This window comes from Microbacterium sp. zg.B48 (genome assembly GCF_024623505.1).
Taxonomy (GTDB): domain Bacteria; phylum Actinomycetota; class Actinomycetes; order Actinomycetales; family Microbacteriaceae; genus Microbacterium.
Genome location: NZ_JANJFE010000021.1, coordinates 1 through 13512, shown reverse-complemented (window position 1 = coordinate 13512; position 13512 = coordinate 1). Strand labels below are relative to the sequence as shown.

Below are 13512 nucleotides of genomic sequence, written 5' to 3'. Positions count from 1 at the left end.
CGTCGAATGCTCCCGTGGCACCGCCGCCGACGGCGTCCGCGGGAATCCTCAACTGTCCCGCCGAGTGCGCACCCCCGTGTCGGCAAACCCTCAACCGCCGACCCGCTGCCGCCGATCAGGCCAGGCCGTGTCGGAATGCGAAGGCGGTCGCTTCGCTGCGACGGGCCACGCCGATCTTGCGGTACAGGCTGGTGACGTGCCGTTCGACGGTGCGGTCGCTGAGCCACATCATCCCGGCGATCTCCTTGTTGCTCAGGCCCTGGGCCAGCAGTCCCAACACCTCGGTCTCGCGACGGGTCAAGGAGGGCACGGCCGAGCGGACGCCGTCGCGGGACGTGCCGCCCGCCGGCGCCGGCGGCACCGCTTCCCGCACCGATGGCAGGCCGGTATCGGCACCGAGCGCCGCCAGCAGCGAATCGACATCGTTCTGCAGCTGCGCGGCCTCCTGCATCCGGCGCGTCAGCGCCGCGAACGACGGACCGACATCTTCGGCCAGGGCGCGCACCAGCTCGTGCTGTCGGCGCAGAGCAGCCTCCGCGGCGACGCGCGCGGCGTGCTCGCGCCCGATGCGGCGCGCGGTGTGGATGGCGATCGCGGCTTGACTGACCGCGATGCGCAGCAGATGCGTCTCCATGGCGGTCGGAAAGTCCTCCCGCTCGGAGGAGACGAGCACCAGCCCGCTCTCCCAGGGGAGTGCCAGTGGCACGCTCGTGACGCGGACGGTGCGCCGCCCGTCGGCACGCACCGGCGTGGTCGTCGTCCCGGCCCCCGGCGCCCCTGTGTCCAGGAGGATTCGAAATTCTGGGGGCGGGGTGGATCCGGAGGGCCGCCAGCATTCCAGCGGAACGCTGCCGGAGGGCAGGTCGTGGAAGCGCGCGTACGCGCCCTCGAGCTGCAGGACACCGGCCAGCACGCTCAGCAGGCCGGTCGCGATCTCCGCGGGTTCATGGTCCACCCACATGGCCGGCAGCGCGAGCAGCGCGCTCAGGTCGCGCATCCATCGTCGCGAATCGGCTGCGGACAGCGCGAGATCAGCCGCCTTGGCGGGCCTCGACGATGCGTCCACCACCGGGATGGCCCCGTCAGGCATCCGAGGTCGCACTGCGCTCCCGCAGGAACTCGGACGGCGGGACGAAGAACGGGTTCTCCTGCAGGATCCCCCCGATCAGGACCATCGGATGGGTGCGCAGGATGTCGATCACGAACGAGCCGTCGAACCTCGTCGCATCGTAGGAGCAGATCACGACGTGCTCATGGCGGGCGTGGATGAAGTTCGCGCGTGCCTCGAACCGGATCAGGCTCTCCGCGATCCCCGGGCGGTCCACCGCCCACCCCATGTCGCACAGCATGCGGGTGCGGGGCGAGTCGCCGGCTCCGAGCATCCGGTCCAGTTGATCCAGCATCCGTCCCTGATCGAAGCTGCCGCCCTGCAGGTAGGTCTCCGACCAGGTCCGCACTTCACAGCGATGCTCTTCGAGAAGCCGTCCCGCGTCGTATCCCAGGTGCCGGATGTGCGTCACCGGCGCTGCGGATGCCGCGGGATCCACGACGTAGAGCAGGCGGTCGCCGTGATCGATCCCCTGGGCGATGAACGGATCCAGAACAGCATCGTCGGCCTGCCCGTCCATGAACGCGCACACGTGGCGGTAGCGGTCCAGCACGCCACCCGCGAAGGTGATCGGGTCGGCTGCATGACGGTGTTCGGATGCCATTTTCCCGCCCCAGCGAGGAACCGGCTCGATCGGTTCCGGAATCTGGAGGATAACCCACGCGCTCCGGGCACCACAACGGCATCAGCTGGTGCTGAAACTGACCACCTTCGGCGGACGCACCACGGCCCGGGTGATCTCCCGGCCGTTCAGCGCGCGCTGCACGCGGGCATCGGCGCGTGCCAGCGCTTCCAGCTCGTCCGGAGCGATCCGGGCGGAGACCTCGATGGTCGCGCGGACCTTGCCGTCGATCTGGATGACGGTGGTGACCGTGTCCTCCACCAGCAGCGTCGCATCGGGCTGGCGCCAGGGCACCAGACCGACGAACGGCTGGTAGCCCAGCATCTCCCACATCTCCTCCGCAGTGTGCGGGGCGAACAGGTCCAGGACCATCGCGGTCGTCTCGGCCGCCTCGCGGACGGCGGGATCGGCCGGGCCGGCCCCGCTGTCGATCACCTTGCGGGTGGCGTTGACCAGTTCCATCAGCCGCGCGACCACCACGTTGAACTTGGTGTGCTCGACCAGCCCGGGAGCGTCGGCGAGCAGGCGGTGGGTGACGCGTCGCAGCGCCTGGTCGCCCTCGGCCCAGACCACGTCCGGGCTGCTGGCCACGTCCTGGGCCACGCGCCAGGCTCGCGCCAGGAACTTCTGCGCGCCGGTGGTCGAGACGTCCTCCCAGTTGATGTCGTCCTCGACCGGACCGGCGAAGGCGACCGCGACGCGCACGGCATCCGCGCCGGGGTCGACCATGCTCGCGGAGAACTCGACCAGGTTGCCCTTGCTCTTGGACATCTTGGAGCCGCCGAGCAGGACCATTCCCTGGTTGATCAGGGTCGAGAACGGTTCGGTGAAGTCCACCAGACCCATGTCGAAGAGGACCTTGGTGATGAAGCGCGCGTACAGCAGATGCAGGATCGCGTGCTCGACGCCGCCGATGTACGAATCGACGGGCGCCCACTTGGCGGCCTCCTTCGGCGAGAACGCCTCGGTCGGGTCACCCGGTGAGAGGAAGCGCAGGAAATACCACGAGCTGTCCACGAACGTGTCCATCGTGTCCGGATCGCGCGTGGCCGGTGCGCCGGTCTCGGGGTCGGTCGTGGCCATCCACTCCTTCGCGGCACCCAGCGGCGACGTTCCCCTCGGCGCCAGGTCGAGTTCCTTGGCGTCGGGCAGGGTCAGCGGCAGCTGCTCGTCGGGCACCGGAACGGTGCGGCCGTCCTCGGTGTGGATCATGGGGATCGGGGTGCCCCAGAAACGCTGGCGTGAGATGAGCCAATCCCGCAGTCGATAGGACTTCGACGTGCGGCCCGTGCCGGCAGCGGTGAGCTGCTCGGTGATGCGCGCGATGGCGTTGCGCTTGGAGAGCCCGTCGAGCGGTCCGGAGTTGATCATCCGGCCCTCGCCGGTCAGCGCGACGCCGGTCGTTGCCGGGTCCAGGTCGGGGACGGATGCCGCGCTCGGGCCGGGATCGATGGGATCTCCGTGCTCGTCCAGCTCGATCACGGCGATCGCGCCGGTCACCGGCGCGGTCGTGTCCACGACCACCCGCACCGGCAGATCGAAGGCGCGCGCGAAGTCGAGGTCGCGCTGGTCGTGGGCGGGCACGGCCATGACGGCGCCGTGCCCGTAGTCGGCCAGCACGTAGTCGGCAGCCCAGATCGGCAGTCGTTCGCCGTTGATCGGGTTGATGGCGTACCGCTCCAGGAAGACGCCGGTCTTGGGACGATCCGTGCTCTGGCGCTCGATCTCGGAGGTGCGGCCGACGCTGGTCAGGTAGTCCTGGAATCGGAGCTGCACCTCGCTCGACGCCCCCGCCGCCAGGGTCGAGGCCAGGTCGGAGTCGGGGGCCACGACGAAGAAGGTCGCGCCGTACAGCGTGTCCGGGCGCGTGGAGAAGACGGTGACCTTCTCGGGGTGTCCTTCGATCTCGAAGTCGATGTCGGCCCCGATGGATCGTCCGATCCAGTTGCGCTGCATGCGCAGCACCTTCTGGGGCCAGAAGCCTTCGAGCTGGTTCAGGTCGTCCAGGAGGCGGTCGGCGTACTCGGTGATCCGGAAGTACCACTGGGTGAGCTTCTTCTTGACCACTTCGGTGCCGCAGCGCTCGCAGCGGCCGTCCACGACCTGCTCATTGGCCAGCACGGTCTGATCGTTCGGGCACCAGTTGACCGGGCTCTCCTTGCGGTAGGCCAGACCGCGCTCGTACAGGCGCTGGAACAGCCACTGGTTCCAGCGGTAGTAGTCCGGGTCGCTGGTGTGCAGGATCCGGCTCCAGTCGTATGACGAGCCGTACTCGCGGAAGCTCTTCTTGTGCTGTTCGATGTTCGCGTACGTCCACTCGCGCGGGTCGGCACCGCGCTGGATCGCCGCGTTCTCGGCGGGCAGCCCGAAGGAGTCCCAGCCGATCGGGTTGAGCACGTTGTAGCCGCGGTGGCGCCAGAAACGCGCCACCACGTCGACGTACGCATAGCTCTCGGCGTGACCCATGTGCAGGTCACCCGAGGGGTAGGGGAACATGCCCAGCACGTACTTCCGCGGCCGTCGATCCTCGGCGCCGCCCGCACGGAACGGGTCGGCCTCGCGCCACCGCGCCTGCCACTTCTGCTGGATGGCGTAGGCATCGTACCCGCCCTCGGAGGGCGCGGCGGTGTCGGGCGGAAGGGTCTGACTCACGGAAAGATGCCAATCGTGGGGGTGTGCTGGACGCGCAGAGCGCGCCTTCTAGGCTACCGGACCGCGCCTCGTCACCAGCCGGGAGGCAGATCCGCGCCGATCGCGGCCAGTGGGCCCCGGGCCTTGACGCCGACCTCGGCGACCTCCGCGGCGGCCTCGGACCGCCATGTGATCCCTCCGCCTGCTCCCACGTACGCTCCGCCCGGGTGCACGACGATGGAGCGGATCACCATCGCCAGATCCAGCGCACCGTCGCTGCCGATCCATCCGAAGCAGCCGGCGAACACGCCACGTGGGCCACGTTCCAGCTCGTGCAGGATCGTCATCGCGGACAGCTTCGGAGCTCCGGTCATGCTCCCTGCGGGGAAGGTCGCATCGAGCAGGTCGCCGACGGTGACGTCCGGTGTCAGCGTCCCGGACACGGTGCTCACCAGCTGGTGCACCGCCGGATACGACTCCACCTCGAGAAGACCCTCGACCCCCACTGAGCCGGGTTCGCAGACGCGCGACAGGTCGTTGCGCATCAGGTCCACGATCATGACGTTCTCGGCCCGTTCCTTCTGGCTGGTCCGCAGCTCCTCGGCCAGGGCGGCGTCCTCGATCGGATCAGAGCCGCGCGGCCGGGTTCCCTTGATCGGCCGGGTGCGCACCACGCCGTCCTCGACCTCCAGGAAACGCTCGGGGCTTGCGCTGGCGAGCGCGAACTCTCCCGAGCGGACGAGCCCGCCGTGGTGCGCCGGCGTCATCCGTCGCAACCGGACGTACGTGGCCACCGCATCGACCTCGGCATCCACGGTGAACCGCGTCGTCAAGCACAGCTGGTAGGCATCGCCTTCGCGGATGGCGTCCCGGCAGCGTTCGATCAGCGCCGCGTACGCGTCCGGCTCATGCCGGCCCGTCGCCTGCACCCGCAGCGGCACCGGCGCACCGATGCCCGGGTGGGGAGCAGTCACAGCCGCCGCGAACGCTTCGACCGCTTCGGCGGGCGCCACCGCCCAGGCGCGGCGACGGGCATGATCGAAGGCCACGAAGCGCTCCACCCGGAGCCACCGCTCGGTGGGCGCATCGGGGGCGGCCTCACTCACCGGCGCTCCCGCACGAGCAGCCGCGTCCTCGTATCCGAGCCACCCGATCCACCCGCCGCGGAAGCGGCCGGCATCCCACCCGTCGCGCGGCCCGGCGCCGGCCAGCGCGACGGCGCGCACGCGGTCGGGATCATCCTCCACGACGCCGTCGCCCACCCAGCTCCAGCCGCTCTCGGCCGATGGTCCTGCGTCCAGCCAGAAGGAATCAGAGGAGCAGCCGACGATGAATGCGTGGACGGACGCCGGGTCCTGCCACCCGCTCAGAGGGACGGCGATCAGGGGCTCCGGCATCCTCCCAGGCTAGAGGGCCGCGGGGCCGCTCTAGGCTTCAGGTGTGAACGAGTTCCTCACCTGGCTGCTCGACACCGTCCAGAGCGTCGACCCGCTGCTGCGGACGGTGCTGGCCGGGCTGGCGATCATGCTCGAGACCAGTGTGCTGGTCGGGCTGGTCGTCCCGGGTGACACCGTCGTGATCATCGCGGGCACCGCGGTGGCATCGCCGCTCGAGGGGGTGCTGCTGGGCGTGGCGGTCGTGATCGGCGCGCTGATCGGCGAGAGCATCGGATTCGGGCTCGGCCGCTTCCTCGGTCCGAAGATCCGTCACTCGCGGCTGGGCCGGCGCATCGGTGAGGACAACTGGAAACGCTCGGAGAGATATCTGCGCAGACGCGGCGGACCCGCCATCTTCGTATCCCGGTTCCTGCCCGTGCTGCACTCGCTGGTGCCGCTGACGGTCGGGATGAGCGGGTTCTCGTACCGCCGTTTCCTGGCATGGACCCTCCCCGCCTGTGTGATCTGGGCGGGACTTTATGTGTCCGTCGCCGCTCTGGCCGCCGGAAGCTACCGCGAGCTGGCCGATCGACTGCACTTCGCGGGCTACATCTTCGTCGCGATCATCGTCGCCTTCGTCCTCCTGGTCTTCGTCGCCAAGAAGCTCATCGAGCGGGTCGAGCGCAGGCACCTCTCCGACGATGACGGGGAGTCCGACGTGTCCCCCGGGACGATCGGCACCGCGGATGACGTGAAAGACTGAAGGGATGCCCCCTTCCTCGACGACGCCCGAGCGCCCGAAAGTGCTGTGGCTCGCCAGGCTCGAGTACCGCTTCCACTCCTGGCGGGAGCGCCGGGCCCGTGCCCGCGGCCTCACGCCGACGGTCACCCCGTTCCCCGGATACGGCGGACCCGACTGGGTCCGGGTACTCGGCCGCGTGATGATCGTCCGGCCGGCGCCGTCGTCTGCGTCGATCGAGTACGAGAGCGTGCGCGGCTGGCGCAGCTTCGCCGCCGTCCCGGTGGGGTACGCACAGGTGCAGATCACCGTCGCCGATGCGGTGCACGAGGTGGTCGCCGATCGGGGCGGTGTGATCGACACGGTCATCCCGGCTCACCTGGCTCCCGGCTGGCAGACACTGACGATGTCGGTGGAGGGTGGTGAACCCGTGGAGACCCGCGTCTTCGTCGTCGGCGCCGATGTGCGCCTCGGGATCGTCTCCGACGTGGACGACACCGTCATGGTCACCGCCCTGCCGCGCCCACTCCTGGCGGCGTGGAACTCCTTCGTCGTGAACGAACATGCCCGCCAGCCCGTGCCCGGGATGGCCGTCCTCATGGAGCGGCTGGTCCGCGACGCACCCGGCACGCCGGTGATCTACCTGTCCACCGGCGCCTGGAACGTGGCGCCCACGCTCATCCGGTTCCTCAGGCGGCACCTCTTTCCCTCCGGGGCCGTGCTGCTGACGGACTGGGGCCCGACGCATGACCGATGGTTCCGAAGCGGCAAGGCGCACAAGCTGTCCAACCTGCGCCGCCTGGCCGAGGAGTTCCCGGACATGAAGTGGCTGCTGATCGGCGATGACGGCCAGCACGACGACGAGATCTACACGACCTTCGCCATCGAGAGCCCCGGCAAGGTCAGGGCGGTGGCCATCCGACGACTGTCCCCCGCCGAGGCGGTGCTGGCCGGTGGCCGCACCGCGGTCGACGACCACACCGCGGCGTCGGTGCCGTGGGTGACGGGATCGGACGGAGCCGGACTCGTCGAGCGACTCGAAGAGGTCGGCGTCCTGGAACGCTGATCCGCGCGCTCGTGTCGACGGGCGCACGTAAGCTCGCAGGCATGTGCGGACGTTTCGTGGTGGCCGACGTCGCTTCCGACCTCGTCAGCGTGCTGCGGGTCGATCTCGAAGGCGAGAACCTGCCCGCGCCGTCGTACAACATCGCACCCACGGCGCAGGTGGCGATCGTGCTGGACTCGTCCAAGACCGAGCCGCCCACCCGCCGGCTCGAGGCCGCCCGCTGGGGTCTGGTGCCGTCGTGGGCGAAGGACCCATCGGTGGGTGCGCGGGCCTTCAACGCGCGGTCCGAGGAGCTCGAGGACAAGCCGATGTTCCGCAGCGCGCTGGAGAAGCGTCGCGCAATCGTTCCGGCATCCGGCTATTACGAATGGAAGCCGGTCGGCGACGCGAAGGTCCCGCACTACATCCACCCCGCCGACGGGTCACCGCTGTTCCTGGCGGGCCTGTACGAGTGGTGGCGGAACCCGCAACTGCCCGAGAATGATCCTGCCCGCTGGCTGCTGAGCTTCACGATCCTGACCCGTGACTCCATCGGCCGCCTGGGATCCATCCACGATCGGATGCCGCTGTTGCTGGATCCCGATCACGCGGATGCGTGGCTGGATCCCACCGTCGAGAACGTCGGTGATGTGCTGGACGCCGCGATCGACGCCGCGCCGGCGGTCGCGGCCACCCTGGACGATCACGTCGTGCCCGCCGCGGTGGGCAACGTCCGCAACGACTCCCCCGCGCTGATCGAGCCCGCGTAGGAACACGACCTCGGGTGTGTCCGACCCGCTGGCTCACTCCACCGGGGCGCACTCTCCGCAGGGCACCAGCCCGCGTCCGGCGGCGGCGACCTGGAGTCTTGCCGTGGTCACGCGCAGTGCCGCCTCTTCGAGGCGGTCCGGAGACAGGATGCCGCTGTCCGCGGCGGCAGCGATTCCCTCGACGATCCGCGGTGCCGTCTCCACGGAGGAGAACATCACCGACAGGACCATGTCGTTTCCCGCCGCCAGCGCGGCCACGGCATTGGCGACGGGGTCCTGGTATCCGTCGAGCCCGGACGCCTGCAGCATCCCCAGGTCGTCCGTGATGGCGAGGCCGGTGAACCCGAGCTCCTCCCGGGCGATGCGATGCCACTCGGCCGACAGCGTGGCCGGTGCGGCATCGATCGCGGGATAGGAGAGGTGGCCGAACATCAGGATGTCCGCGCCGGCGTCGATCCCGGTCCGGAAGGGCACGCCGTCCGTTGCGATCCACTCGTCCTTGGTGCGTCCCGAGGTGGGGATGCCGGAGTGCGAATCGCCCGGCGCAGCGCCGTGTCCGGGGAAGTGCTTGAGGGTGGACATGGCCTGTCCGCTCGAGCCGGCCACGGCGGCATCCACCCGCGCGGCGGACTCTTCCGGGGTCGTGCCGAGGGCGCGGCGGAAGATGAACATGGACCGGTCGTCGGTGACGTCGGCGACGATTCCGAAGTTCACCCCGATCCCGGCGCGTTGCAGGAGCGCGCTGCGGGCGGCGAACGCCCCGCCGGCGGCTTCTGCCGGCTGGTCCTTCAGGGTGACCGCGGACCCGAAACCGTCCCAGGGCAGGCGGGAGACATCGCCGCCCTCCTGATCGACGGCGATCAGCGGCGGCAGCGCGGCATCCGTTGTCAGGGCGGCAGTCAGCTGTCGCAGCTCGGTCTCGGACGCGGGGATGTTGGCGCCCATCAGGATGAACCCGCCGATGCCGGTGCGCGCCATGTAGTCGGCCAGGGCGGTCGCGTCCGTGCTGGGGATGTGGCCCATCACGACGCTCGCCGCCCGCTCACGTGTGGTCATCGCCGCCACCAGCTCACGCGCCCGCGCGACCTGGTCCGACCCGGCGATCACCCGGACCGTTCCGTGTTCCGCCGCACTCGGCGAGGGTTCCGTCGCCGGTCGATCCGTGCCGTGGGACGGCGGCGCGAGACCCAGGACGAGCAGCGCGCTGAGCACACCGGCGACGAGGGTGCTGCGAGCCGAGTTCACCCCGTCAGCCTAGGCGTGGTCCCTGGGCGGCGCCGGAGCAGGGGGCTCAGTGCCGTGCCACGATGGCGGCGGCATCCGTCCCGCGCGGAAGGCCGCCGTACTGCGCCGTGCGGTCCTCACCGAGGCGCGCCGCGAGGAACGCCTCCGCCGCCACCGACGGGGCGTGACGCAGCATGAGGGACCCTTGCAGCGCGAGAGCGAGGTTCTCGCTGAGCCGCCGCGCCTGCGCCTGCGCCTCGTCGAGATCCGCGCCGGCGATCTCATCCATCATCCGGAGTGTGCGAGCGACGTGTGCGTCCAGAAGTGCGGAGCCGCCGGAGGTCATCTCGAGCTCGGCGGCGAACGCCGCGGCCGACTCCGGATCGCGGGAGAGGGCGCGCAGCACGTCCAGTGCGATGACGTTGCCGGTGCCCTCCCAGATGGCCATCACCGGCTGTTCCCGGTAGCGGCGGGCGAGCGGGAAGCTCTCCGAGTAGCCGTTGCCGCCCAGGCATTCCAGCGCCTCGTACGCGTGGTGCGGCCCGCGTTTGGTGACCCAGTACTTCGACACGGGGGTCGCGAGGCGGCGGAAGGCGATGTCGGAATCGGACGCGTCCGCGCCGAACGCCTGCGCCAGGCGCAGCCCTGTGAGCATGGCGGCCTCCGACTCGAGGGCGAGATCGGCGAGCACCGAGGTCATCGCGGCCTGATCCACCAGGAGCTTGCCGAACGCGGACCGGCCCCGTGCATGCCACGTCGCCTCCGCGACGGCCTGGCGCATCCCCGCTGCCGAGCCCAGCACGCAGTCCATCCGGGTCCGCTGCACCATCTCGATGATGGTGCGCACGCCTCGCCCCGGCTCGCCGAGGACCATCCCGATCGTCCCGTCGAATTCGACCTCGGCCGACGCGTTGGACCGATTGCCGAGTTTGTCCTTGAGGCGCTGGATCCGGAAGACGTTGCGCATCCCGCGCTGCAGCAGGCGCGGCACGAACAGGCAGCTCAGCCCCTCCTCCACATTGCCCCGCCGCGTGTTCGCCAGCACCAGGAAGCCGTCCGACATCGGGGCGGAGCAGAACCACTTGTGACCGGTCAGCTGGTACGCGTGACCGCCCATCGCCTCGCCGACCGTGGTGCCGGCCCGGACGTCCGACCCGCCCTGCTTCTCGGTCATGGCCATGCCGATCAGCGCACTCGTCTTCTCCTCGTTGGGCAGCAGCCGTGGCTCGTACTCGCGCGAGTACAGGCGCGGAAGCCACGTGTCGGCGACCCACGGCGACTCCTTGATCGATGCCACCGCGGCGTGCGTCATCGACACCGGGCAGGCGTGCCCCGGCTCCACCTGCGCGAACAGCATGAACATCGCCGCGCGCGCCACGTCCGCACCCTGCTTCGGATCGGACCACGCCGAGGTGTGCGCACCCCGGGCGACAGCCTCGGAGATGACCCGGTGGTAGGACGGGTCGTACTCCACTTCGTCCAGCCGGAAGCCCCAGCGGTCGTGGGCCTGCGCTACCGGCGGGTGCACATTCGCAAGGGTGGCATCGCGCTGGAACGAGGGCGAACCGACCAGCGCACCGGCCTCGCGCAACGCCTCATCCGCCCAGGCCGCGCCGAACGCGGCGACACCCTCCACGAGCGGAGCGTTCGCGGCGTACTCGTTCACCTCCGTGCGCACCGGTGGCTGATTCTCGACGTAGTGGGTCGCGGCGCCGATCACGCGCTGCCCGCGGGCGACTGAGGTCACGCTTGCTCCCGTTCTCGGGACGCCACCACGACGCCCGCCGGTCTCACCGTATCGGTCGCCCCGAGCCGCCTGTCTCACGGCGCGGGGGCGAGCGGCACGCTGATCAGGAGGTCATCGTCCGCACGCGGCGCCCCACGGCCGTCGGTGTTGTTGGTGAGGATCCACAGGCCGCCGTCGGGGGCGGCGATGACATCCCGCAACCGGCCCTGACCCGCCAACCCGACGGTCGGCGGCGCGGCCCCGTCGGGCGGCGTCGCATTCACCACCCACAGGCGTTCGCCGCGCAGACCCGCGACGAACACCGTGTCGCCGACGGCGGCGATACCGCTGGGACTGGCGTCGCCGGGCGTCCACACCACGACGGGGTCGGTGAACCTGGCATCGCCGGCCTCCCCCTCCACGACCGGCCAGCCGTAGTTGGCCCCCGCGACGATGCGGTTCAGTTCGTCCCACGCGTTCTGACCGAACTCGCTGGCCCACATCTGGCCGTCCGCGCTCCAGGCCAGCCCTTGGACATTGCGGTGTCCCAGGGTCCACACCGCAGTGCCGAAGGGGTTGTCCAGGGCGGGGGCTCCCTCCGGCGTCAGCCGCAGGATCTTCCCGCCCAGCGCGTCCGGATCCTGCGCGGCATCCGGGTCCTGCGCGTCACCGGTGCTCACGTACAGCAGACCGTCCGGCCCGAAGGCGATGCGACCGCCGTTGTGCGTGCCGGCGCGTCGGATGCCGGCGAGCACGGTCTGCGCCTCGCCGAGACCCAGCTCGCCGGGATCGCCGAGCAGCGGCATCCGCACGACCCGATTGTCCTCCGCCGCACCGTGATACGCGTAGAGCCAGCGCTCCCCCGAGCTCTCGTCCTCCCACACGGCCAGGCCATGAAGCCCGGACTCCCCGCCCGAGACCACACCGGGCACGACTCCTGCCGTTCGCAGCCCACCCCGCGGTGTCAGCTCCCGCACGGTGCCGCTGTCGCGCTCGGAGACGAGCGCTCCGCCCGTATCGAGAGCCACGACCGACCAGGGCGCGACCAGGCCGGTGGCCAGAGTGGTCGGTGCTCCGGCCGGCTGCCATCGGCCCTGCACGACGGTCGTCGACGGCGCAGCGGTCGCAGACGGCGAGGGGGTCGCCTGCGGCGAGGCGGCACGCGTGGGCACGGCGTTCGGCGGCACGGCGGGGGCACAGCCGGATGCCGCGACCAGAGCGCACAGCAGGCACCCGATGGCCGCGGTGCGGCGCGAGCGCTTCACGAGCCGTCGGCGGCCGCCTCGAGGGCGGCGATGTCGATCCTGGTCATCCCCAGCATCGCCTGCACCGCGCGGTGCGACCGGTCCGGATCAGTGTCGCGGATGAGTTCGACCAGCCGGTCCGGCACGATCTGCCACGACACACCCCATCGATCCTTCAGCCACGCGCACGGTTGCTCCTGGCCGCCGTCGGCGGTCAACGCGTACCAGTACCGGTCCACTTCCTCCTGGTCCGCGCAGGAGAGGAACAGCGAGATCGCCTCGGTGAAGGGGAACTGGGGTCCGGCATCCATTGCATAGTAATCGCGGCCGGCGAGGCGGAAGTGCGCGTGCATCACCTTCCCGCCCATACCCGGAACCTCGTCCGGGTACGTCGCGACGGACACGACCTCAGACCCGGGGATCAGGGCGGTGTAGAACCGGATCGCCGATTCGGCGTCGTCATCGAACCACAGAAACGGGATCACGTCGCTCATCGGGCCTCCTCGGATCATCCAGGTTCCCGCGCGGAGCGTCTGCGGTCAAGGCTGCGCTCCGGGCCCATCTCAACTCCGACGCCGATCGCGGTTCGACTCGCCACCTCTGCGCTCCAGTTGAGCGTCGCTGCCGTCCGCCACGAAGGAGAGTGGATCGACTCGGGCCGGCGACGCGTGCGGCGCCCTGGCCGTCGGCGGGCGTCGAGGATGCCCGGCGGCTCTCGCCAGACGCGCCCGTCGCGTCGTGAACAGTGGCGCATCTTTTGGGCCGTCGCGCCGAGCGCGAAGCGGTCGACGGACTCCTCTCCCGCGCGCGCCGGGCGCAGCGGGTCGCTCGTGGTGCGCGGCGAGGCCGGCATCGGAAAGACGGCGCTGATGGTTCCGTAGGAGTTTTGGTGGACCTGAGGGTGCCTGGGTTCACGACATATGTCACAGGTGATGTGTCGCTCATGTCTCGGGTCATAGGTCACAGTCCGATGCATGTCGAAGCATCGGGTCGTGGTCTTGAAGATCGTCGCTGGGCAGCTCACCGT

At 70.2% G+C, this 13512-nt stretch carries 11 protein-coding genes; 3 read left to right on the top strand and 8 right to left on the bottom strand.

Annotation, left to right across the window (positions count from 1 at the left end):
• Positions 1-115 precede the first annotated feature (115 nt).
• The 4 genes from NQ152_RS16750 to pabB all read right to left on the bottom strand — a co-directional run bounded on the left by NQ152_RS16750 (position 116) and on the right by pabB (position 5758).
• A complete protein-coding gene (locus tag NQ152_RS16750; protein ID WP_257524796.1) occupies positions 116-1090 on the bottom strand; it encodes a helix-turn-helix transcriptional regulator in 975 nt (324 codons plus the stop codon).
• Positions 1083-1712: an MEDS domain-containing protein gene (locus tag NQ152_RS16745; RefSeq protein WP_257502186.1), complete on the bottom strand. Its 630-nt coding sequence runs from the start codon at positions 1710-1712 to the stop codon at positions 1083-1085. The genes NQ152_RS16750 and NQ152_RS16745 overlap by 8 nt, the downstream gene beginning before the upstream one ends.
• A gap of 81 nt (positions 1713-1793) precedes the next feature.
• Complete coding sequence (gene leuS, locus NQ152_RS16740; RefSeq protein WP_257524795.1) at positions 1794-4382, bottom strand: leucine--tRNA ligase; 2589 nt, start codon at positions 4380-4382, stop codon at positions 1794-1796.
• 71 nt (positions 4383-4453) lie between these two features.
• Complete coding sequence (gene pabB, locus NQ152_RS16735) at positions 4454-5758, bottom strand: aminodeoxychorismate synthase component I (protein WP_257524794.1); 1305 nt, start codon at positions 5756-5758, stop codon at positions 4454-4456.
• 43 nt (positions 5759-5801) lie between these two features.
• Here pabB and NQ152_RS16730 point away from each other — a divergent pair, with 43 nt between their 5' ends.
• From NQ152_RS16730 to NQ152_RS16720, 3 genes are read left to right on the top strand one after another with little or no spacing between them, the layout of a single operon-like run.
• Positions 5802-6500, top strand: a complete 699-nt coding sequence (locus NQ152_RS16730; RefSeq protein ID WP_257524793.1) for a DedA family protein — start codon at positions 5802-5804, stop codon at positions 6498-6500.
• A 4-nt stretch (positions 6501-6504) separates the two neighbouring features.
• The gene (locus NQ152_RS16725; RefSeq protein WP_257524792.1) at positions 6505-7542 is read left to right on the top strand and encodes an App1 family protein; all 1038 of its coding nucleotides are present in this window, start codon (positions 6505-6507) and stop codon (positions 7540-7542) included.
• A gap of 41 nt (positions 7543-7583) precedes the next feature.
• Positions 7584-8291, top strand: coding sequence for an SOS response-associated peptidase (locus tag NQ152_RS16720; RefSeq protein ID WP_257524791.1), 708 nt, complete (start codon positions 7584-7586; stop codon positions 8289-8291).
• Between the two features lie 33 nt (positions 8292-8324).
• Here the strand turns inward: NQ152_RS16720 and NQ152_RS16715 are convergent, their stop codons facing one another.
• The 4 genes from NQ152_RS16715 to NQ152_RS16700 all read right to left on the bottom strand — a co-directional run bounded on the left by NQ152_RS16715 (position 8325) and on the right by NQ152_RS16700 (position 12979).
• On the bottom strand, positions 8325-9536 hold the full coding sequence (locus NQ152_RS16715) for a glycoside hydrolase family 3 N-terminal domain-containing protein (RefSeq protein WP_257524790.1): 1212 nt from the start codon (positions 9534-9536) through the stop codon (positions 8325-8327).
• Positions 9537-9582: 46 nt separating this feature from the next.
• Positions 9583-11262, bottom strand: a complete 1680-nt coding sequence (locus NQ152_RS17320; protein ID WP_257524789.1) for an acyl-CoA dehydrogenase family protein — start codon at positions 11260-11262, stop codon at positions 9583-9585.
• A gap of 74 nt (positions 11263-11336) precedes the next feature.
• Complete coding sequence (locus NQ152_RS16705; protein ID WP_257524788.1) at positions 11337-12506, bottom strand: PQQ-dependent sugar dehydrogenase; 1170 nt, start codon at positions 12504-12506, stop codon at positions 11337-11339.
• A complete protein-coding gene (locus tag NQ152_RS16700) occupies positions 12503-12979 on the bottom strand; it encodes a VOC family protein (RefSeq protein ID WP_257524787.1) in 477 nt (158 codons plus the stop codon). The genes NQ152_RS16705 and NQ152_RS16700 overlap by 4 nt, the downstream gene beginning before the upstream one ends.
• Positions 12980-13512: the final 533 nt, after the last annotated feature.